We start from the raw sequence: 20,914 nt of genomic DNA on the forward strand, positions 1-20,914 counted from the left end.
AATTGAAGTGCAATCAAAATAAGTATTAATATTAATAATACAAAGATTTTTTTTGCGGGATGAATTTAGGTATTTGATTATTAACGCTTCATCTGGTTTAAGGAATAAAACAAATACAATTTATTTTTTCCCCAGCTAAAGTATTTCTTGGAATTCAGCACTATAAATAGTTAAGTTTGACATTAAATTTTCTATATCAAAAAATCTGAAGTGTATGAATCTTGATATACTTGTTTTCGCTGCTCATCCTGATGATGCAGAATTATCTATGGGGGGAACAATCGCAAAATTTACCAAACACGGTTTTAAAGTCGGCATAATTGATATTACGCGCGGGGAAATGGGCACAAGAGGCACACCGGAAATACGTCAGAAGGAAGCGTTTCAGTCAGCTATTGTACTTAAGACTTCTGTCAGAGAAAATCTTTCAATTCCTGATGGACATATTGAACAGAATAAAGAAAACCTGAGTAAGATTGTGATGGAGCTGCGAAGGTATAAACCAAAAATAATTTTCGCTCCTTATTTCGATGACCGTCATCCTGATCATATTGATGCGAGCAAACTGGTCAAGCAGGCTATGTTCACATCCGGTCTTATGAAGTTTAAAACTTTTGACAAAGAAGTACCGCAGGAAGCTTACCGACCTAAAAAACTTTTTTACTATATGCAGACATACACTTTTGAGCCTTCTTTTATCATTGACGTAAGTGAAACCTTTAGTGATAAAATGAAAGCGATTGGATGTTATTCAACTCAGTTTCATAATCCGAGAAGTACAGAACCGGAAACATTTATTAGCAGACCGGAATTTCTGCATTATATCGAAGCACGAGCCGGGTTTTATGGTTTTCAGATTGGAAAAAGTTTTGGTGAACCATTTTTCTCAGAAGAAAAAATTGAATTGGAATTGAGTTCAATCCTTAACTGATACAGGGTTATTAGATTGATTTGCTTTTTAATCTTAGTGAATTTGTAACAACGCTAACTGAGCTTAAAGCCATTGCGGCGGCTGCAAACATCGGATTCAAAAATCCCAAAGCGGCGACAGGTATTCCTATCACATTATAAACAAAAGCCCAGAATAAATTCTGCTTTATCGTACTGATAGTCTTTTTAGAAAGATTAATTGATTTTAACAGTGCGTTAAGATTTCCGCTCATTAAAATCACATCTGCAGAGTCAATCGCTATTTCTGTACCTGTCCCAATAGCTATACCAACATTGGCTTGTGCAAGTGCAGGAGAGTCATTGATCCCATCTCCGACCATTGCAACAATTTTATTCTCCTTCTGTAATTCTGAGACTACATTTGCTTTTTGATCAGGGAGAACTTCCGCATAGACTTTTTTTATTCCGGTTTCATTCGCAATTAATTGTGCAGTTGCCTCTTTATCCCCTGAGAGCAGAAAGGTTTCAATCCCATAACCGGAAATTTTTTGAATGACTTCTTTACTTTCCTTTTTGATTGTATCTGATACAACAAAGTATCCATTTAATTCTGCGTCGATTGAAATATAAACTGCTGTTCCGGATTCGTTGTCTGTTTTACCATTCAATGCAGTTCCATTTTCATTTAAGAATTTTTTTGTTCCGATGAGTACTTCTTTATTATCGATGCGAGCTTTTATTCCTGATCCGGTTATTGATCTGAATTCATCAACAATAAATTCATTCACTTTTTTATTTTCAGCATATTCAACTATTGCTTTTGCAATTGGGTGCTCAGAGCGTCTTTCCGCAGATGAAGCAAGTGCAAGTAATTTATCTTTATCGAACTGATTGAGCGTTACAAACTCTGTCACCTCCGGTTTTCCATAAGTCAGAGTCCCGGTTTTATCAAAAACTATCGTGTTTATTTTTCCAAGTGTTTCGAGTGATTGTGCTTTCTTAAATAAAATACCGTTTGATGCTCCTAACCCTGAACCTACTATAATTGCGGTTGGTGTAGCAAGTCCAAGAGCGCAGGGGCATGCAATTACCAGCACAGCAATAAAATTTAACATTGAATTCGTAAAGGAATTTCCTGCGACAAAAAACCAATAAGAAAAAGTTAAGATAGAAATTGTAATGACGATGGGTACAAATATCGATGCGATTTTGTCAGCAAGACTTTGAATTTCAGCTTTTGACCCCTGGGCCTCCTGAACAAGTTTTATTATTCCCGCTATCAAAGTTCTTTCACCGACTGCTGAAGCTTTTAATTCAAAACTTCCATTTAAATTTATAGTTCCACCTATAACTTTATCATTTGTTGATTTATCAACAGGAATGCTTTCACCTGTAAACATCGATTCGTCAACTGAAGATCGCCCGGAGATAATCAGACCATCCACAGGAATTTTTTGCCCCGGTTTAACAAGTACGATATCATCAACTTTAACCTGATCAAGAGCAACTTCTATAAATTTGTCATTCCTTTTTATTATTGCTGTACCCGGATTTAATTTCATCAATTTCTTTATCGCCGAAGAAGTTTTATCCTTCGCCCTGGCTTCCAGGTATCTCCCTAATAAAATAAGGGTAACTATTGTTACAGCAGTATCAAAGTAGAGGTGAGTAGATGCATCTTTTATTCCGAATAATTCAGGGACAAAAATTGCGACTGAACTATATAAGTACGCAGTCCCTGTACCAATTGCTACAAGGGTGTTCATATCGGACGAGAAATGTTTAATAATTTTGAAAGCAAGTACAAAAAATCTTTTACCCGGACCGAACATAATTATCGTCGAAAGAAAAAACAGTATATAACTGGTTTGCATTTCGGTGAGGGGATTAAAATGGCGGAACCATGAAAACATACTTAGCATACTGATTATCATTACCGGAATTGCTAATGATACACTAACGATTAAGTCGCGTTTAAGGTTTTTTAAATAAATATTTTGAGGTTGTTCATCCGGCTCAATATTGTCAACCTCAGCAATGATAAGTTTATAGCCTGCATCCTCAACGGCTGATCTGATCTTTTCAATACTGCCGGGAATATCGGCTATTGTAAACGTTGCTTTTTCAGTTGCCAGATTTACGTTTACGTTTTCAATCCCTTCAATTTTCTTTATAGATTTTTCAACCCTTGACACGCAACTCGCGCAAGTCATTCCTTCAACAGGAAAACTAAACGTTTTGCTAACTTCATTTTTCATTTTTGAATCGAACCAGAAACTTTATATCCAGAATCTTCAATTGCGTCAATAACTATTTGCAGATCGTTCTCGGTCTCTATTTGCACAAGAGCTTTCCCAGGTTGTACATCTTCAACTGTTACCTTGTCTAAGTTATTCAGTGATTTTTTCACTGCCATAACACAGTGTCCGCAGGACATTCCCTCAATATTTATTTCGTAGTTCATTATAAACTTCCCTTTTTGTTTGATGATAACTTATGTAATCCTTTGGCAAATACTTTATAGAATTTCAGAATTCATTTATAACAAATGAAGATTTGAAGAAATTTAAGGTAAGATTAAGAAGTACTAAATTTTATCGAGTGGTTTTCTTGAATTTTCAGTCAATGACTTAAACTGACTGGCAGTTAACCCGGTAACTTTTTTAAACTGTCCTGAAAGATGTGCAACACTGCTGTAGTCAAGCTTGTATGCGATTTCACTGAGAGTAAGTTCTCCATACTTTAATAATTCTTTTGCCCGTTCAATTTTTTGATTGATGAGGTATTGTTCAATCGTGATGTTTTCAATTGAAGAAAAAAGATTACTCAAATAGTGATAATCATAATTGAGTGTTTCTGAAATGTAATCCGAAAAACGTTTGTACTTTTTTATTGCTTCATCATCTCTGTGTATAAATTTGATTGCTTCAATTTTTATTTTTTCGATCATTGTCGCTCTTCTGTCTTCAATTAACTCAAAGCCGTTTTCTTCAAGCATCTTTTTTATAGCCGATAGACCTTCCAGATCAATTTCTTTATCAATAACTACTTCGCCAAGTGATATATCCTTCACCGGGATGTTCATTTTGTAAAGTTCATCGGCTATCACTTTTATGCACCGGTTGCATACCATGTTTTTAACAATGAGTTTAGTTGACATTAGTTTTGTCCAATCATTAAATCTTCTGGTTAAACATAATCTGAATTATTAAAATCCGCAAAGCATTACTGTTTCAACTTTTCTTGTATAGATTTAATAGTTTCCTTGATTCTAATTTCAGCTTGCTTTAATTTCTGCAAGCATTTTAATGAATAAATGTTTTCTGTCCCTTCAAAAATTTACTAAATAACGCGGAGTTTCAGGATGTCAGATAAATCATTATCCGGTGAAGTTTTTTACCCATCAAATCATGTGATAAAGTATGCAAACGCAAAATGTGAAAAACTTTTCGAACAGGCTGCTGAGAATTATGTAGACTTCTGGGAAAAAGAAGCGAAGAATCTTCACTGGCATAAGAAGTGGACTCAGGTACTTGATGATTCAAAGAAACCTTTTTATAAATGGTTTGTCGGCGCAAAAACAAATATCGCTTACAACTGTCTTGATGTTCACGTTAAAACCGCAAGGCGAAATAAACTTGCTCTGATATGGGAAGGGGAGAATGGGGATTTCAAAGCATTCTCTTACTTCGCATTGCATCGGGATACATGCAAATTTGCAAACATACTTAAGAGTCTTGGTGTTAAGAGAGGTGATCGTGTTACTTTATACATGGGAAGAATTCCCGAATTAATGATAGGTATGTTAGCCTGTGCAAGAATTGGAGCGATTCACTCAGTTGTGTATGGCGGATTCTCCGTCGAAGCATTACATGAGAGGTTGGAAGATAGTCAGTCAAAAGTATTAATTGTAAGTGATGGTGCATGGCAGCGAGGTAAAATAGTAGAGCTTAAGAAAATTGCTGATGAAGCTTTGCAAAGAGCCGCGACTGTTGAAAGTGTTCTTGTTGTAAAACGAACAGGACATCAGATAAATATGGAATCAGGAAGAGATCTCTGGTATCATGAACTAATGAATCTTCCAATCGCAAATAATGCTGATTGTCTTGAAATAGTTGATGCGGAAGACCCGTTATTCCTTTTATACACATCGGGAACAACCGGTAAACCGAAAGCTATACTGCATACGCACGGCGGATATATGGTTGGAACTTATACGACACTAAAATATGTTTTTGATATTCATGAAGAAGACAGGTACTGGTGTGCCGCCGATCCGGGATGGATCACCGGACATAGTTATATCGTATATGGACCACTATTAAATGGCGCAACTTCATTTATGTATGAAGGTGCCCCGACATATCCATATCCGCATCGATGGTGGCAAATGATTGAGCGATACGGAATCAACATACTTTACACGGCACCTACAGCAATAAGAGGTTTAATGCGTTTTGGGGATGCATGGCCTAACAGGTACAATCTTTCTTCATTAAGATTATTAGGAAGTGTTGGTGAACCGATAAATCCGGAAGCATGGAAGTGGTATCACAAAGTAATCGGAAAAGAGAAGTGCCCGATAATGGATACGTGGTGGCAAACAGAAACCGGAGCGTTTATGATTACACCAATGCCATGCACTCCGTTAAAACCGGGATCGGGAACTAAACCATTTCCCGGAATTGTTGCCGATGTTGTTGATGAAAATGGAATTTCAGTTAAACCGAATGAAGAAGGATATTTAGTAATTAAAACTCCCTGGCCGTCAATGTTAAGAACAATATGGAATGATCCTGATAGATATGTAAATCAATACTGGAGTAAGTATCCCGGTATGTATATGACAGGTGATTCTGCCAGGAGAGATGAGGACGGATATTTCTGGATTATTGGCAGAGTTGATGATGTAATTAAAGTTTCAGGTTACAGGTTGGGAACTGCCGAAATAGAAAGTGCGTTAGTTAGTCATCAGGCTGTTGCAGAAGCTGCTGCAATAGGTTTACCTCACGAAGTTAAAGGTAATGCAATTTACGCTTTCGTAATTCTCCGGTCGGGTTATGAAAAAAGTGATAAACTGCTTGAGGAATTGCGCCTGCATGTAGGTCACGAAGTTGGACCAATTGCTAAACCCGAACATGTAGAGGTTGTTGATCAACTTCCAAAGACACGAAGCGGAAAGATTATGAGAAGAGTTCTAAAAGCCAGAGCATTAGGACAGGATCCAGGTAATCTAAGTACTCTTGAAGAATGATTTATCAGAAAGTTACTTCGGATTAAATTCATTTTCTCCCGTTAGTACTTCTCAAATTCCGTTAATCATTTTTTAATATGGTTAACTTTGTTTGGTTTTATATAACCCGATATATTTCATAAGTAAAATTTTTAATCATCAGGAATTTTTTCTACAAATCATGGAAACCAAAAACGCTGACCTTTCCGCACTTAAAATTGACAGATCAAATAATGATAAACCATCATCCGGCAAAAAGAATATACTTTTTGTTTTAGGATTTGTAATACTTCTTGTAGTTGTCTACTTCATATTGTCTTCTACCATATTCAGTAGTTCTGTTGATGTGAAAACAACAACTGCTGTATTACAAAAACCGGGACAGGTTACTGCTTCGCTTACTGCAAGCGGATATGTTGTTGCCCAGAGAGAAGCAGCAATTGCTTCGAAAGGAACAGGCAGACTAATTTACCTCGGAGTTGTTGAAGGTGACAAAGTAAAAAAAGATCAGGTAATAGGACGGCTTGAAAGTACAGACATTGCCGCACAGCTTGATGAGGCAAAAGCAAACCTTCTTCTTTACCAGGCCGATCTTACCAACAGTGAAAATACTTTTAAACGGGAAAAAGAATTATTTGAGAAGGGCTTGAGTTCTCAGCAGGTTTTCGATCAGGCAGAATCAAATTTAAACAGGTTGTTGGCATCAATTGAAATTGCTAAAGCAAGAATCAAACAATATGAAGTCGCTCTTGAAAACACATTAATCAGAGCACCGTTTGATGGTACTGTGCTTACAAAAAATGCTGAAGTAGGTGAGATAGTTGCACCGTTCGGCGGAAGTACAACATCTAAAACTGCGGTTGTAACTATAGCGGATATGCATTCACTTCTTGTTGAAGCAGATGTTTCCGAATCAAACATAGAGAGAATAAAAGTTGACCAGGATTGCGAAATAATTCTCGATGCTTATCCTGAAAAAAGTTATGCAGCGTATGTTTATAAAATTGTTCCAACTGCAGATCGTTCCAAAGCTACAGTTCTTGTTAAGGTTGGATTTAAAAAATATGATGACAGGGTTCTGCCGGAAATGAGTGCAAAGGTGTCCTTCTTCACACAGCAGATAGACTCAACATACATTAATCAAAAGCCGATTCTTGTTGTGCCTGCATCTGCGGTTAGAAAAACCGGGACAAAAATTTTTGTATATAAAATTGTTGAAGGAAAAGCGAAAGAACTGGAAGTGACACTCGGTCAGGAACTTGGTTCATATCATGAAATATTAAGCGGATTAGGTCAGGGTGATAAAATCATTATTGACCTGACTGAATCAATACAAAACGGTGTAGAAGTAAAAGTTGAATAACAGATTTTAATTTTCTTAAAGGAGAATAAATGGCTTCAATTATCAGTGTTCAGAATGTATCCAAATCTTACTGGAGAGATAGTCTTGAAATTCCGGTATTAAATAATATTTCAATTGAAGTGGAAGAAGGGGAGTTTATGGCATTGATGGGACCATCCGGTTCCGGCAAAACAACTTTATTGAACCTGATTGCAGGTATAGACAGACCGAGCAGCGGAAATGTTGTAATAGCATCAACTGATATTTCAAAGCTCGGTGAATCAGCACTTGCAAAATGGAGAGCAAACAATGTCGGTTTCATATTTCAGTTTTATAATCTGATCCCGGTTTTAAGTGCATTTGAAAATGTTGAACTTCCATTGCTGCTTACTAAACTTGATAAAAGCCAGAGGAGAAAACAGGTTGAGACAGCACTAACTCTTGTCGGACTTGGAGATAGAATGCATCATTCACCTAAGCAGCTTTCGGGTGGACAGGAACAGAGAGTCGCTATAGCAAGAGCGATTGTGACTGACCCGGTTATTTTGGTTGCAGATGAGCCTACAGGAGATCTTGACAGAAATTCTGCTGAAGAAATTTTAACATTGCTTGAAAGATTAAATAAAGAGTTCAAAAAAACTATTCTTATGGTTACTCACGATCCTCACGCGGCGGAACGTGCAAGAATAGTTCGTAACCTTGAAAAAGGCGACCTGGTAGGAGCATAAAATGAAAATATTAAAACTCATTTTTAAAAATGCTTTAAGGCATAAACTAAGAACCACTCTTACAATTGTCGGTATCATGATCGCTGTAATTGCTTTCGGCGTTTTACGGACAGTTGTAACTGTGTGGGATTCAAGTGTTGACGCAGCGGCAGCCAACCGCTTGATAACAAGGCAGGCTGTTTCATTTATCTTTCCATTACCGTATGCATACAAAGAAAAAATAAAATCAGTTGACGGTGTTAAGACAGTCAGCTTTGCTAACTGGTTTCAGGGTGTTTACAAAGACAGGAATAATTTCTTTGCAAGACTCGCTGTTGATGCGGAAACAATTTTTGATGTGATGCAGGAATTTGTAATCACTGATGAGGAACTTGCAAACTTTAAAAAGGAAAGAAACGCTTGCGTGATTGGTCAGGATATAGCCACACAATACAATATTAAAGTTGGCGATCAAATGGTTTTGGATGGTGATATTTATCCCGGCAGATGGGAATTTGTTGTCAGAGGTATCTACAAACCAAAAAATAAAAATACCGACGACACACAAATGCTATTTCACTGGGACTATGTTGATGAACGAATCAGACAAGATGCACCTTCACGCGCGGGTAATGTAGGCTGGTATATTGTTTTGATCGAAGATCAGAACAGAGCTGCTGAAATTTCTGAAAACATTGATGTGCTTTTCAAAAACTCAACTGCGGAAACCAAAACTGAAACTGAAAAAGCATTCACACAAGGATTTGTCTCGGCTTCCGGTGCTATTATCACAGCGATGAATTTTATTTCATTTGTAATTATCGGAATAATAATGCTTGTACTTGCAAACACAATGATAATGTCAGCGAGGGAACGCACGAGAGAGTATGCTGTATTTAAAACATTAGGATTCTCGGGAGTTCATCTTACCGGATTAATTCTTGGTGAATCAATGGTAATTTCTTTGCTGGGAGGTGGAATTGGAATTCTATTTACATATCCAATAGTAAAGCTAATAGAAATGGCGATACCAAAAGGATTTTTCCCGTTCTTCTATATTGAACCAATAACTACAATACTGGCTCTTACTGCCGCGATAATCATTGGAATACTTGCATCTGTTTTCCCGATCCAAAGAGCTTTAAGTACAAAAATTGTAGATGGATTCAGATTTGTAGGTTGACATTATAATTTCTAAATGAAGCAACGATTATAAAAAGGTTTTAAAATGAAAATTCCATTTAAATATACTTTCCGAAGTTTTAAAGCAAGAAAACTTACTGCTGTTATTACCGTTTCGGGTGTTGCTCTTGTTGTGTTTGTATTCGCCGCAGTACTGATGATGGCTTACGGTGTCAAAAAAACTTTGGCTTCTACAGGTTCACCTGATAACCTGAAAATACTAAGACAATCATCACAAGGTGAAATAAGCAGCATCATTGACGGCGACACACAAAATATTATTCGCGCGCTTCCGCATATAGCAAAAGGAAGTGATGGCAACCAATTAGTTTCTGCGGAACCTGTTGTCATAATTAACCTTGAAATAAAAGGCGGAGGAATGAGCAATGTTACTGTTCGCGGAGTATCGCAACAGGTTTATCAGTTAAGACCACAAGTAAAAATCCTTGAAGGAAGATTATTCAATCCTTCACTGAGAGAATTAATTGTCGGCAAAGCTATCGACAAAAAATTTGAAGGCGCACAGATTGGAAGCAAAGTAAAATTTGCGGGCGATGAATGGGAAGTAGTCGGTTTATTTGAAGCAGAAGACAGCGGCTTTGAATCCGAAATGTGGGGAGATGCCCAGCAATTGTTAAGCGCATTTAACAGGGAGTCAAGTGTATCAACACTAACTTTAAAACTTGATGATATGTCAAACTTTGAATCATTCAAACGTGCGTTTGAAACTGACAAACGATTAAAAGAATTTGAGATAAAAACCGAGCAGAGATACTTTGAGGAGCAATCAGAATTTCTTGCAGGATTTATACAAGTACTCGGAATATTTATCACTGTAATATTCAGTTTTGGTGCAACGATTGGCGCTGCAATTACTATGTACTCTGCTGTTGCAAACAGAACAATAGAGATTGGTACTTTACGTTCATTAGGCTTCAGCAGGAGAAGTATTCTTACAGCTTTCCTATTTGAAGCACTGGTAATTTCAATTATCGGTGGACTTGTCGGATTAGGACTTGCTTCATTCCTCCAATTCTTTTCAATCTCAACATTGAACTGGAATTCATTTGCTGAACTTGCGTTTTCATTTTCACTTTCACCATGGATAATTTTTTACTCAATGATATTTGCAATTGTGATGGGAATACTCGGCGGATTCTTTCCATCAGTAAGAGCAGCAAGATTAAACATTGTAAAAGCCCTAAGAGCAGGTTAAAGTACTCCGTGTTTCTCCTTGCCCTCTCAGTGGTTCTCCGTGAAATGTTTTCCGGTTATTACTGAGAGGGCACATGCTTAATACATTTCCCTATATCCTCAATTGATATTCTCATCTTTTTTAATCAGTTTATTACTGAAAAAATAAAGATGAATATGACGGGGATAATTTTTGATATAAAACGTTTTGCCATTCACGATGGTCCGGGAATAAGAACAACTGTTTTTTTCAAAGGCTGCCCGCTACGATGCTGGTGGTGCCAAAACCCTGAAAGCCTCAATAACTCGCCTGCTATTTCTTATTCAAATAACACCGGGTTAACTTCATCCGATTTTTGTCTGGAGGAATCAGAAAAAGTGATTCGTAAAATTTCAGTTGATGATTTATTGATTGAGATTACGAAGGACAGAATTTTTTATGATGAATCCGGTGGAGGGGTTTCCTTCAGCGGTGGAGAACCATTGATGCAGGTTGAATTCTTAAAATCAATTCTTGACAAATGCAGATATCAGGGCATTCATACTACAGTTGATACATCGGGTTACGCACCAACTGAATCTTTTGAGGAGATACTTCCGCTTGTTGATTTATTCCTTTTTGATTTGAAAATAATTGATGATCATTTACATCAAAAATATACTGATGCATCAAATTTTTTAATATTAAAAAATCTGAAATTTCTTCTTGAAAGAGGGAGTAAGGTTATAATAAGAATACCGCTGATACCCGGGATAACAGACACCAAAAAAAATATTGAAGACATATTCTCATTGCTTAAAACTTTTGATTCTATTAGCAGGATAGATCTTCTTCCTTACAATGAAATTGCAGAGATAAAATATAAAAGACTTGGAAGAACAAGGAAACTTGATTCATTAAAATCTCAGTCAGATGAAAAACTGGAAGAAATAAAATCACAATTGGAAATGTTAAACCTTGAAGTAACTATAAGGGGATAGTATGAACGAACGCATAAAAAAATTAAGAGAAGAAACATTAAGTATCCATCCATCAATATCACTTGAGCGCGCAACACTCTTAACTGAATTTTATCAAAGCGGAATTGCTGATAGAGTTTCCATCCCTGTTGCTCGTGCGTTGGCTTTCAAACATATCCTTGAAAACAAAAAATTGTACTTGAATGATGGTGAATTAATTGTCGGTGAAAGAGGACCGTCGCCTCATCAAACACCGACTTACCCGGAGATTTGCACTCACCAGGTTAAAGATTTTGAAATTCTGAATTCGAGAGAAAAAATATCTTTTAGTGTTGATGAAGAGACAAAACAATTTCAGAACGATGAAATAATTCCATTCTGGTCGGGACGAAGTCTTCGCGATAGAATATTTTCTGAAATGGATAAAGAGTGGATCGATGCTTATGAAGCAGGAATCTTTACAGAGTTTATGGAACAACGCGCTCCTGGTCACACTGTTCTCGATGACAAGATTTATAGAAAAGGTATGAACGATTTCATTGACGATATAGAAAAAGGCATTTCTTCAATTGATTTTATGAATGATAAAGAATCATTGAGTAAAAGAGAAGAACTGAAGGCAATGAAAATCGCTTCACTTGCTCTCATTAATTATGCAAAAAGATATTCTGAACTTTTAACTGAAACAGCACTCAAGGAAAAAGATAAATCAAGGAAGGATGAATTAGAAACACTTGCAGGTATCTGCAGCCGTGTGCCGCAGACTGCTCCGAAAACATTTTGGGAAGCGTTGCAGTATTATTGGTTCGTTCACATAGGAGTTATTACTGAACTGAATACATGGGATTCATTCAATCCCGGAAGACTTGACCAGCATCTTTATCCTTTTTACAAAAGGGATATTGAATCAGGACTTTTGACAAAAGAAAAAGCAAAGGAACTTCTGCAAAGTTTCTGGATAAAATTTCACAATCAGCCTGCGCCGCCAAAAGTAGGTGTGACAGCAGAAGAGAGTAACACATATACTGATTTTTGTCTTATCAATCTCGGCGGCGTGAATGATAAAGGTGAAGATGCGGTTAATGAACTAACGTATTTAATTCTTGATGTGATTGAAGAAATGAGATTACTTCAACCGAGTTCAATGGTGCAGGTAAGCAAGAAGAATCCTGATCAGTACATAAAAAGATTTTTGAAGATAGTAAAAACCGGATTTGGGCAGCCGTCCATTTTTAACACTGATGCAATCGTACAGGAAATGCTCAGGCAGGGAAAGTCAATCATTGATGCAAGGAACGGCGGAGCCAGCGGCTGTGTTGAAACAGGCGCGTTCGGGAAAGAGAGTTATATACTTACAGGATATTTTAACATTCCTAAAGTCCTTGAAATTACTCTTAACAATGGAGTTGATCCGCGCACAAATAAAAAAATAGGATTGAATACAGGTGATGTCACATCATTTAAAACTTATGAAGAACTGTTCGATGCATTCTCTGAACAGATGAAATATTTTATTGATATAAAAATCAAAGGTAATCTGATAATCGAAAAATTATGGGCGGATTATTTACCTGCACCTTTTCTTTCAATACTTGTTGATGATTGTATTTCCAATGGTAAAGACTATAACAACGGCGGCGCACGTTACAATAGTTCATACATCCAGGGCGTTGGAATGGGAACCATTACTGATTGTCTTTCATCAATAAAGAAAAATGTTTTTGACGATAAAAAGTTTTCAATGACTGAAATGCTGAATGCATTAAAAAATAAATTTAATGGTAATGAACAAATCAGAAAAGTCGTTTGGGATGAAACTCCTAAGTATGGCAACGATGAAGATTATGCAGATGATATTCTGAAAGAAGTTTTTGAATTATATTTTTCTTCAATTGATGGAAGACCGAACTACAAGGGCGGACATTTCAGAATAAATCTGCTTCCAACAACCTGTCATGTTTATTTCGGTAGTGTAATCGGCGCAACACCTGATGGTAGGCTTGCAAAGAAACCTTTGTCGGAAGGAATATCACCTGTACAAGGCGCGGACAGGAAAGGACCAACGGCAGTATTAAAATCAGCCGCTAAGATTGACCATCTAAGAACCGGGGGAACATTGCTCAATCAAAAATTTACTCCTCAATTAATGGAAGATGAAAGAGGAATTGAAAATATCCTTCACCTTATTCGTGCTTATTTTAAAATGGACGGTCATCACATTCAGTTTAATGTAGTTGATGCAGATACATTGCGTAAGGCGCAGAAGGAACCGGAAAATTATCGTGACCTTATTGTACGTGTCGCGGGTTACAGTGATTATTTCGTTAATCTTGGAGTTGAACTGCAGGAAGAAATAATCAGAAGAACTGAACATCACGAGTTTTAAGTATTTTATTTTTCTTTTAAATTAAAACACACAAATCAAATCTTTAATCATCGAAGGTCTTGAATGAAACTGGGACGAAATGTTCTGTTGTGGTGTTCACAAAACGAATGGATGAAAAAGAATATTCCGCAGTATGCATTTGTCAAACGCGCATTGAAAAGATTTATGCCGGGCGAAAGACTGGAAGACGCACTAAATGAATCTTTAAGATTTAAGGATCTGCAAATCGGGACTGTACTAACACATCTCGGTGAAAATATTAATTCGTTAACCGAAGCGGCTTCCGTCACAAATCATTATCTGAGCGTTCTTAAAAAAATTGATGAATGGAATACCCCGGCAGAGATTAGCTTGAAATTAACACAGATAGGTTTTGATTTATCTCCTGACGAAACGAAAAAGAATTTTAAACTGCTGGCAGAAAAGTCGATCGGAAAAAATAATTTTCTCTGGATTGATATGGAACAGAGCAGTTATGTCGAACGGACTTTAGACTTTTATCAAAGTGTAAAAACTGTGTATGCAAACACGGGAGTTTGTCTTCAGGCATATCTGTTAAGAACAAAAAATGATATTGAAAAGTTAGCTGATATTTCCCCAAATATTCGCCTTGTAAAAGGAGCATATAAAGAACCTTTTGATGTTGCATTCAAAGAAAAACAAAAAACCGATGAAAACTATTTTGAACTTTCAAAGACATTACTTGAATTAGTTAAGAAAAAAAACTGTCGTGTTGCATTCGGTACACACGATATGAACATCATTTCTAAAATAGAAGCATTTGGCAGATCAATAGGAATTGACAGAAAGCAGATTGAATTTCAAATGCTTTACGGGATAAGAACCACTGATCAGGTAAGACTTGCAACTAAAGGTTATAACGTAAAAGTGTTAATAAGTTATGGCTCAGCCTGGTATCCGTGGTATGTGCGGCGGCTCGCTGAACGTCCAGCAAATGTGATGTTCGTTTTAAAAAATATTTTCAAATGATAAGGGATTTATGATAAAAGGAATTTATCCACCTCTCGCGACTCCGTTTATTAACGGTGAAGTTGCTTATGATAAACTTCAGTTCAATATCTCAAAATATAATTCTACAGGTTTGAGCGGTTACGTCGTATTTGGTTCGAACGGCGAAAGTGTTTTCCTTTCTGATGAAGAGAAAATAAAAATTGTTTCAACAGTAAAAGCATCAGCTTCAAATGATAAAAAAATAATTGCAGGTACAGGTTCTGAATCGATAAGAGAAACAATTAGACTAACAAATGCCGCTGCCGATGAAGGTGCAGACTATGCGTTGGTGCTTACTCCATCATACTACAAAAGCAGTATGGATCATCAGGCAATGATCGATTATTTCAATTCAGTTGCCGATTCAATAAAAATCCCGCTGATAATTTATAATGTGCCGAAGTTTACAGGAATCTGCATTGAGCCAAGAACCGTTTCGCAGCTTGCACTTCATTCAAATATAGCAGGACTTAAAAATAGTTATGAAGACATTGCTCATACTGCCGAGATAATAAAAAATACTCCCGAAGATTTTACAACACTGATTGGGACGGCATCTGTACTTTATCCCGGACTGGCGCTCGGATGTAAAGGAGGAATACTCGCACTCGCAAACATTGCCGTTGATGAATGTATTTCAATTTATAAAAATTATATAAATGGAAATTATAATGAAGCAAAAAATATTCAACTCAGAATTTTGGAATTGAACAAAGCTGTAACAGCACGATTCGGAGTGGCGGGATTAAAAGCTGCTCTGGATATGCTGGGTTACTTTGGAGGTGAGCCAATGAAACCACTACGCAGATTGAATGAAGTTCAATTCAAAGAATTAAAAGAAATTTTGATTAGAGCAGAACTATTGTTGTAAGTGTGTCGCCAATTTTAAAATGGATCGGTCATTGACCGATCACTAAAAAATTCAAAACGGTGTTAATCTGTCAGATCAGTGTTATCAGTGTTCTATTTCACCACCTGGAAAACCGAGTCTAACACAGTCCCATCAACCCATTTTATTATTGCAACAACTTTATCTTTATTAACTTGAGGCTTTGCCGGAGCGCCGCCGCAGATTTCATCAACTTCTTTTTTGATTTGCTTTATATCTTTTATCGGAAGTGATGAAGCTTTAACAGCTTTCAATAAATCTTTTCTCAAAGGATTAATTGCAATGCCGCGTTCGGTGATAATAACATCAATTAATTCTCCCGGACCGCAAAGTGTCGTGACTTCATCAACAATGACAGGAATACGATCTCTGAAAGAAGGTATCGCAAGTATTGTACATTTTGAATAAAGACAATTCTGCCAACCGCCGATACCGTGGAGTAAATAACCATCAGAGTGCGTAACAACATTTGCATTAAACTTTACATCGACTTCTGTCGCACCAAGCACCGCAGTATCCACTATCGATGCAAAATTTCCTTTGCCATGAAAATTATAACTTGTAAAAGGTGAAGTGTTAACGTGATTCGTATTCTCCCGCATACTTCTTACGCCTTCAAGGTCGAAAGTTTGTCCGTCAAGAATGTAATCGGTCAATCCTTCTTCAAGCATTTCAACAAGGTACTTTGTACTACCGCCGCGCATAAATCGTGCTTTTACACCTTTAGCTTTCATTTTTTCTTTTAAGAAAAGTACGAATGCAAGATTGGTTCCGCCAGCGCCGGCTTGTAGGGAAAATCCTTCTTTCATAATTCCTGCTGCTTCGATAAAGTCGGCGACATATTCAGCGATAAGTAAACGATCAGGTGATTTGGTTACTTCTGTTGTACCGGAGACAATTTTTGACGGATCACCGAGTGATTCAACTTCAACAACAAAGTCAACGTTGTTGCCCTGTATCTGCCATGGAACACAAGGGAAGGGCACAAGATTATCTGTCACGATAATTGTTCTGTGAGCATATTCTGAATCGCCTAATCCGAATCCTATAAGTCCGCATGCAGATTTACCGCGGTCACCAGTTGCGTTACCGAATGGATCGGCTGTTGGCGCAAGTAAAACCGCTATATCAACATGAACCTCACCATCCTGTAGCGACTGGTATCTTCCGCCGTGTGAACGAAGAACACCAACACCATTCATCTTTCCTTCGGATGTGAATTTACCGAGCGGTCCGTTCATACTTCCTTCGATGTGATGAATAGTTCCGTCTTCAAGATATTTTATTAAGTGTGAATGAACAGGAAAACTTGCGGAAGGGAACCAGCGAATATTTTTTATTCCCATTTCTTTAACCGCATCAAATAACATATTTGTAACTGCATCACCATTACGTAAGTGATGATGAGTTGAAATCGTCATTCCGTCTTTCAGCCCGGCTTTTTTTAAGGCTGTCTTTAAATCCTTAACAACTTTATTTCCATCGGAAGGATAATCCATACACGAACGGATTTGTCCGCCGTGGCGGATCGCCTTCACTCCTGTTGGTTTGTATTTGTTTACACCTTTAAATGGAATTTGTTGTTGTCCGTTTACTTCGTCGGGGACTAATCTTCCTGCTGCGTTTTTTATTAGTTTCATTTTAGTTCCTTTAATCTTAAAAATTGTACACTGATTATTATGATAGTTATGATTTATTATGATCTTAAAAAATCAGAATAAATCAGTCAGATCAGCGTACTATTTTTCTTTTCTCCAATTTTTATCTAACAAACTATTTGTGATTGCTAATTCAATAATTCTAATCGCACGCTTAACCACGGGCGGGTCAATCATCTTGCTTCCAAGTGCAACAACACCCAAACCTTTTTTTTCAGCTTCTTCAAATGCCAGAACAATCTTTTTTGCTTTTTCAATTTCATCTTTGGTAGGAGCGAATGCTTCGTGAACAACTTTTATTTGTCTTGGATGAATACAGCCTTTGCCTTCAAAGCCAAGTGACTTTGCTTCAATAACACTTTGACGAAGTGCATCCATATCGGAAACATCAGAGAAGACTGTATCGATAGCTTGTATGCCGGCGGCTTTAGCGGCGTTCACAAGCATCTGCCTTGCAAAAAGACTTTCACGTCCTTCGTTAGTTCTTTGTGTTCCGATGTCGGCTGTGTAATCTTCAAGTCCTATTGCAAGCGCGCAATTATTTTTTGATGCAGAAGCAATCTCAAAAGCTTTAATAACACCAAGCGCACTTTCAATAATCGGCATGAAGTAAATATCATTTGTCACTTTGTATTGCTTCTTCAGTTTCTCAACTTCTTTTTCAAGTTGATGAATTTGTTCAGCAGATTCACACTTTGGAACAAGTATAACATTAACATTGTTAGGAATGATGTACTTTAAGTCATCCAATCCTTTTGGCAGCTGATTAATACGAACCATTCTTTCGGCGCCATAAAAATCTACAGAACGTAAAGCATTACGCACTAATAGTTGTGCGGCATCTTTTTCAATCGGGGCAACGCTGTCTTCAAGGTCTAAGATTATTCCATCGGGTGAATGAAGTCCTGCATTTACAAAAAACTTAGGTTCATCTCCCGGAAGGTAAAGTCTGCTTCTTCTTAGCTGATCTTTTTTTGTTGAATATTTATTTTGTTCAAGCAATGGAAACAGGTATTCCTTTTTATTATCAGGGAATAATCTTTTAACAGCGAGTTCAAACCGGGCAGCGAGTACGAATGGTAGTGCGCCGTTATCTTCAAGCAGAATCTTTGCATCTTTTATTCCAAAGAATTTTGACATATCAAGAATCATTTGACGAGTTGATTCTCCATACATAGACTCTACTTTACTTTTCAGGTCGATTTTTATCCCGCCTGAATTTTTCAGTTCAATTTCGAAATAGCAATCGGAGCGGACTGAATCGCCTCGTTTGCCTGCGGAGGATTTTTTATTTGCATTCATAATTCGTTGTAATGTCCTATAATTGAAATAATTTCAATCTGATTATTTTTAATTCTATACACAAGGCGATCTTTTTTATTTATTCGGCGAGACCAGCAAGGAGGTATTTTATGTTTTAAATGTTCAGGTTTTCCCAAACCCTTGAATGGAGTGGCTTTTATATCTTCGATTAATAAAATGACTTTATCAAAATACTGATTTGTGAGTAAGCCCGATTTAACCTTTTTAAGTTTTGTAATTTGCTTAAGTGATTCCGGTGACCAGATAACTTCTAAACTTTTTGTCAAAACTATCTACCCATTACATCTTTAATACTTAGTTTTTTCCCTTTACCTTCATCGAGTTCCCTTAGACCTTTTTTTATACTCTTTACCCACTTAGGATTGCTAAGTATATATAAGTTCTCAATTATGTTGTCATAGTCTTCTTTCGAAATAAGGACAGTATCTTTTCTACCTTTAGTACCGACAATCAGATAAGGTTCGCTGTTTTCATGAACCTTATCGATAATCTTATTCAGTTTATTTCGAGCTTCTGTATAAATAATTGCTTGCATTGTACTACCTATAAAATGTCATTATACTGTCACAAAAATAATCTTAACGGATTTCTAAAACAAGTGGTCATAAGCCATTTTAACAATTCAGCTATTAAGCAGTTACACAATCATCTTCTTCATAAATTCTTTTGCTGTCATCAGCTCAGCACTGAAAATTGCTTCCTTAATTTCTTTTCTTCTGCCAGTTACTAAGAGCTGAGAGGATAATGCTTCAAATTTATTATCAAGATCTTCCATTGTCATTGGTTCTCTTGGGTCGCCTTTTGGATATTCAAGGTATTCTGAAAATTCTCTTCCGTCCTTTGTTTTTACAACAACTTTACTCGGCTGTTTGGCTGGGAACATTTTTTCAAATTCAATTGATGGTTCACCCTTTATTCTGTCAATCACTTCCCAGATTCTCGGGTCTTTTAATTTTTCATCCGAGAATGATTGCGTCGTAACTTTATGATCTACCAATGCAGCGGCAATACAGTAGGGAAGTGAATGGTCCGCCGTTTCTCTTGACTCCGGTCTGTACTTGTGTGGATCAAAAAGTATATCATAAGCCTGGGCTAAAGTAGTTAGTGTTACGGACTCAATCTGATCATAACTGATATTATTTTTTGTTACAACTTTTAATGTTGCAGAAAGATGTGTGTGTGTTAATGCTTCAGTAGGAAAAGCTTTCATACTGCATTCTAAAATTTTGTATGAATCGCCAAGTCCGCCGATGAGTTTATCAAGATTCCACTTCCATTCTGAAACTCCATCACGACCTTTCATACTGAGTGGATCGACTTTTTGTTCTTTAACGTTGTAACCAAGGAAGCAATCCATAAAACCTTCTTTGCCTTCAAACACTGCTTCAGTTCCTGAATATCCTTTCTGAGCCATCAGCGCGGCAAATACTCCGGCTTGAGTTGCCATCGGGTCAACTGTATTTTTCATCATTGTAAGTTTACCAGCAGTAGGGCAGCCGATCGTATGATTGTGACTTCCGCTAATACCAATTGCGTTTACCATCTGATCAACAGTTAGTCCGAGAATTTTTCCTGCGACAACAGGTGAAACAAACTGGGTTAATGTTGCGTGATGCCATTTACGTTCACGTATTCCCGGAACTGCAAACTCACAAAGTCTCTGTTCAAATTCATACGCAAGCACTACTGCAGTTATAACTTCTTCCATAGATGCACCAACCATTTCAGCAGTTGATAATGCTGCAGGAATTATATCAGATGGATGTGATGGATCTTCTTTCCAGTAAATGTCATTGAAGTCTAATGCGCGTATCATTAACGCATTAACTAACGCTGAGTTAACTGCAGGGATTTTATCGCCAAACCCTATAACAGTTGACTCAGGTTTGCCGCCCATTTCTTTGTAAAGGTCTCTCAGAATTTTTACATCTTTAGTGTGATATCCACCAAACGCACATCCGAATGAGTCGTAAAGGTATCTTTTAACTTCGTGTATAACTTCTTTTGGCAGATCTTTGTACTGAAGGTTAACTGCAAATTCTGATATTGTTCTTGAGATTGATTTGTTCATATTGTTTTCCTTTTATTTTTAAGGCGTCATTGCGAATGCAGTGAAGCAATCTGATTAAAATATAGTT

The 20,914-nt window shown here is 37.1% G+C and carries 18 protein-coding genes; 10 read left to right on the forward strand and 8 right to left on the reverse strand.

Going from position 1 to position 20,914, the window contains the following annotated elements; genetic code table 11:
- Positions 1 to 214 precede the first annotated feature (214 nt).
- Complete coding sequence (gene bshB1 / locus IPM56_06930; protein QQS37680.1) at positions 215 to 931, forward strand: bacillithiol biosynthesis deacetylase BshB1; 717 nt, start codon at positions 215 to 217, stop codon at positions 929 to 931.
- Positions 932 to 941: 10 nt separating this feature from the next.
- Here the strand turns inward: bshB1 and cadA are convergent, their stop codons facing one another.
- The 3 genes from cadA to IPM56_06945 form a co-directional block, all read right to left on the reverse strand.
- Positions 942 to 3,149 carry a cadmium-translocating P-type ATPase gene (cadA, locus tag IPM56_06935; GenBank protein ID QQS37681.1) on the reverse strand — a complete coding sequence of 736 codons (2,208 nt, stop codon included), beginning with the start codon at positions 3,147 to 3,149 and terminating at the stop codon, positions 942 to 944.
- On the reverse strand, positions 3,146 to 3,355 hold the full coding sequence (locus IPM56_06940; protein ID QQS37682.1) for a heavy-metal-associated domain-containing protein: 210 nt from the start codon (positions 3,353 to 3,355) through the stop codon (positions 3,146 to 3,148). Before IPM56_06940 ends, cadA begins: the two co-directional genes overlap by 4 nt.
- Positions 3,356 to 3,478: 123 nt before the next feature.
- A complete protein-coding gene (locus IPM56_06945; protein QQS37683.1) occupies positions 3,479 to 4,051 on the reverse strand; it encodes a helix-turn-helix transcriptional regulator in 573 nt (190 codons plus the stop codon).
- Positions 4,052 to 4,255: 204 nt separating this feature from the next.
- Between IPM56_06945 and acs the strand changes: the two genes are divergently transcribed.
- The 9 genes from acs (at position 4,256) to IPM56_06990 (ending at position 15,777) form a co-directional block, all read left to right on the forward strand.
- Entirely contained in the window at positions 4,256 to 6,145 is a 1,890-nt protein-coding gene (gene acs, locus IPM56_06950; protein QQS37684.1) for an acetate--CoA ligase, read from the forward strand.
- 160 nt (positions 6,146 to 6,305) lie between these two features.
- Positions 6,306 to 7,487, forward strand: a complete 1,182-nt coding sequence (locus tag IPM56_06955) for an efflux RND transporter periplasmic adaptor subunit (protein ID QQS37685.1) — start codon at positions 6,306 to 6,308, stop codon at positions 7,485 to 7,487.
- 29 nt (positions 7,488 to 7,516) lie between these two features.
- Positions 7,517 to 8,194 carry an ABC transporter ATP-binding protein gene (locus IPM56_06960; GenBank protein ID QQS37686.1) on the forward strand — a complete coding sequence of 226 codons (678 nt, stop codon included), beginning with the start codon at positions 7,517 to 7,519 and terminating at the stop codon, positions 8,192 to 8,194.
- Position 8,195: 1 nt separating this feature from the next.
- Entirely contained in the window at positions 8,196 to 9,356 is a 1,161-nt protein-coding gene (locus IPM56_06965) for an ABC transporter permease (protein ID QQS37687.1), read from the forward strand.
- Between the two features lie 45 nt (positions 9,357 to 9,401).
- Positions 9,402 to 10,571, forward strand: coding sequence for an ABC transporter permease (locus IPM56_06970; protein QQS37688.1), 1,170 nt, complete (start codon positions 9,402 to 9,404; stop codon positions 10,569 to 10,571).
- A 149-nt stretch (positions 10,572 to 10,720) separates the two neighbouring features.
- On the forward strand, positions 10,721 to 11,530 hold the full coding sequence (locus IPM56_06975; GenBank protein QQS37689.1) for a glycyl-radical enzyme activating protein: 810 nt from the start codon (positions 10,721 to 10,723) through the stop codon (positions 11,528 to 11,530).
- 1 nt (position 11,531) lies between these two features.
- Positions 11,532 to 13,895, forward strand: a complete 2,364-nt coding sequence (locus IPM56_06980) for a glycyl radical protein (protein ID QQS37690.1) — start codon at positions 11,532 to 11,534, stop codon at positions 13,893 to 13,895.
- A 63-nt stretch (positions 13,896 to 13,958) separates the two neighbouring features.
- Positions 13,959 to 14,885, forward strand: coding sequence for a proline dehydrogenase family protein (locus tag IPM56_06985; protein ID QQS37691.1), 927 nt, complete (start codon positions 13,959 to 13,961; stop codon positions 14,883 to 14,885).
- Positions 14,886 to 14,895: 10 nt separating this feature from the next.
- Positions 14,896 to 15,777 carry a dihydrodipicolinate synthase family protein gene (locus IPM56_06990; protein ID QQS37692.1) on the forward strand — a complete coding sequence of 294 codons (882 nt, stop codon included), beginning with the start codon at positions 14,896 to 14,898 and terminating at the stop codon, positions 15,775 to 15,777.
- Between the two features lie 92 nt (positions 15,778 to 15,869).
- On the opposite strand, the gene IPM56_06995 is transcribed toward IPM56_06990, so the two are convergent.
- The 5 genes from IPM56_06995 to IPM56_07015 form a co-directional block, all read right to left on the reverse strand.
- Positions 15,870 to 17,435, reverse strand: coding sequence for a citrate lyase subunit alpha (locus tag IPM56_06995; GenBank protein ID QQS37693.1), 1,566 nt, complete (start codon positions 17,433 to 17,435; stop codon positions 15,870 to 15,872).
- Positions 17,436 to 17,534: 99 nt separating this feature from the next.
- The gene (locus IPM56_07000; GenBank protein ID QQS37694.1) at positions 17,535 to 18,755 is read right to left on the reverse strand and encodes an HpcH/HpaI aldolase/citrate lyase family protein; all 1,221 of its coding nucleotides are present in this window, start codon (positions 18,753 to 18,755) and stop codon (positions 17,535 to 17,537) included.
- Positions 18,752 to 19,042: a Txe/YoeB family addiction module toxin gene (locus IPM56_07005; GenBank protein ID QQS37695.1), complete on the reverse strand. Its 291-nt coding sequence runs from the start codon at positions 19,040 to 19,042 to the stop codon at positions 18,752 to 18,754. Before IPM56_07005 ends, IPM56_07000 begins: the two co-directional genes overlap by 4 nt.
- A 2-nt stretch (positions 19,043 to 19,044) precedes the next feature.
- Complete coding sequence (locus IPM56_07010) at positions 19,045 to 19,311, reverse strand: type II toxin-antitoxin system prevent-host-death family antitoxin (protein ID QQS37696.1); 267 nt, start codon at positions 19,309 to 19,311, stop codon at positions 19,045 to 19,047.
- A 102-nt stretch (positions 19,312 to 19,413) separates the two neighbouring features.
- On the reverse strand, positions 19,414 to 20,847 hold the full coding sequence (locus tag IPM56_07015; protein ID QQS37697.1) for an MmgE/PrpD family protein: 1,434 nt from the start codon (positions 20,845 to 20,847) through the stop codon (positions 19,414 to 19,416).
- Positions 20,848 to 20,914: the final 67 nt, after the last annotated feature.

It is taken from the genome of Ignavibacteriales bacterium (genome assembly GCA_016700155.1).
In the GTDB taxonomy this organism is placed as follows: domain Bacteria; phylum Bacteroidota; class Ignavibacteria; order Ignavibacteriales; family Ignavibacteriaceae.

Bases quoted from the DNA above. Each gene is read 5' to 3' on its own strand.
- IPM56_06945 (QQS37683.1), bottom strand. From the start codon at position 4,051: ATGTCAACTAAACTCATTGTTAAAAACATGGTATGCAACCGGTGCATA.
- acs (QQS37684.1), top strand. From the start codon at position 4,256: ATGTCAGATAAATCATTATCCGGTGAAGTTTTTTACCCATCAAATCAT.
- IPM56_06975 (QQS37689.1), top strand. From the start codon at position 10,721: ATGAATATGACGGGGATAATTTTTGATATAAAACGTTTTGCCATTCAC.
- IPM56_06940 (QQS37682.1), bottom strand. From the start codon at position 3,355: ATGAACTACGAAATAAATATTGAGGGAATGTCCTGCGGACACTGTGTT.
- IPM56_06965 (QQS37687.1), top strand. From the start codon at position 8,196: ATGAAAATATTAAAACTCATTTTTAAAAATGCTTTAAGGCATAAACTA.
- IPM56_07000 (QQS37694.1), bottom strand. From the start codon at position 18,755: ATGAATGCAAATAAAAAATCCTCCGCAGGCAAACGAGGCGATTCAGTC.
- IPM56_06960 (QQS37686.1), top strand. From the start codon at position 7,517: ATGGCTTCAATTATCAGTGTTCAGAATGTATCCAAATCTTACTGGAGA.
- IPM56_06990 (QQS37692.1), top strand. From the start codon at position 14,896: ATGATAAAAGGAATTTATCCACCTCTCGCGACTCCGTTTATTAACGGT.
- IPM56_06985 (QQS37691.1), top strand. From the start codon at position 13,959: ATGAAACTGGGACGAAATGTTCTGTTGTGGTGTTCACAAAACGAATGG.
- IPM56_07015 (QQS37697.1), bottom strand. From the start codon at position 20,847: ATGAACAAATCAATCTCAAGAACAATATCAGAATTTGCAGTTAACCTT.
- bshB1 (QQS37680.1), top strand. From the start codon at position 215: ATGAATCTTGATATACTTGTTTTCGCTGCTCATCCTGATGATGCAGAA.
- IPM56_07010 (QQS37696.1), bottom strand. From the start codon at position 19,311: ATGCAAGCAATTATTTATACAGAAGCTCGAAATAAACTGAATAAGATT.
- IPM56_06980 (QQS37690.1), top strand. From the start codon at position 11,532: ATGAACGAACGCATAAAAAAATTAAGAGAAGAAACATTAAGTATCCAT.
- IPM56_06995 (QQS37693.1), bottom strand. From the start codon at position 17,435: ATGAAACTAATAAAAAACGCAGCAGGAAGATTAGTCCCCGACGAAGTA.
- IPM56_06955 (QQS37685.1), top strand. From the start codon at position 6,306: ATGGAAACCAAAAACGCTGACCTTTCCGCACTTAAAATTGACAGATCA.
- IPM56_06970 (QQS37688.1), top strand. From the start codon at position 9,402: ATGAAAATTCCATTTAAATATACTTTCCGAAGTTTTAAAGCAAGAAAA.
- cadA (QQS37681.1), bottom strand. From the start codon at position 3,149: ATGAAAAATGAAGTTAGCAAAACGTTTAGTTTTCCTGTTGAAGGAATG.